This window comes from Blastochloris sulfoviridis (assembly GCF_008630065.1).
GTDB classification, from domain to species: domain Bacteria; phylum Pseudomonadota; class Alphaproteobacteria; order Rhizobiales; family Xanthobacteraceae; genus Blastochloris; species Blastochloris sulfoviridis.
Genome location: NZ_VWPL01000079.1, coordinates 1 through 623 on the forward strand (window position 1 = coordinate 1; position 623 = coordinate 623).

The 623-nt window shown below is 59.7% G+C and carries 1 protein-coding gene; it reads left to right on the forward strand.

What is annotated here, in order from left to right:
- Positions 1–495: hypothetical protein (locus F1193_RS16910; RefSeq protein WP_210247397.1), on the forward strand; the 495-nt coding region annotated here is incomplete at its 5' end.
- Positions 496–623: the final 128 nt, after the last annotated feature.

Genomic DNA, 623 nt, shown 5'->3' on the forward strand with positions numbered 1-623 from the left:
GCGTACCACAGCTACGACCCGCCATGGGTGGGCAACTATGCCCGCTGCAACGTCCTGTTCGACATGGGCATTGCGTACGGCGAGATCATCATCGCCTGCTGTCCGAGGTTGCACTGGGATGTCGACCCGGTCTCGGCGGTGTTTCCCAGGATGGCGAGGGCGCTCAAGAGTTCATCTGGAACGGGCTTTCAGCGCCCCACGCTGACGGGTTTCGCGGATCCAGGCGGTTACGCTAATCCTCTCGGAGTTGCCTACAGATTCGCCCAGCAGATGTATAGATTGACGATCACGTTCGGGGGACTTCAGCGGCTGTGGGAAGATTACTCGGAGGCTCGGCAACGGGCGCTCGAGCAGCTTCTCGATAATTTCCGTGCAATTCGCAGGAGGTACCCCACCCGCACAGACCCTAACGACCCAGTGAACCAAATGCCTTGGGACGACTACGTCAGGCTGGTCGAATCCGAGATCGAAGAGGAGGACATCGAAGATGACTGAGCGCCGAAGCGGATATGTAATTCCCGGATATGGGGCGACCGGCTATTTTGAGAGCTATGCCGGAATGTGGGTGACGGGCGATCAGGCGGCGTTGGTGGACGACGTGGCAACGACCTCGCACCCGTCGG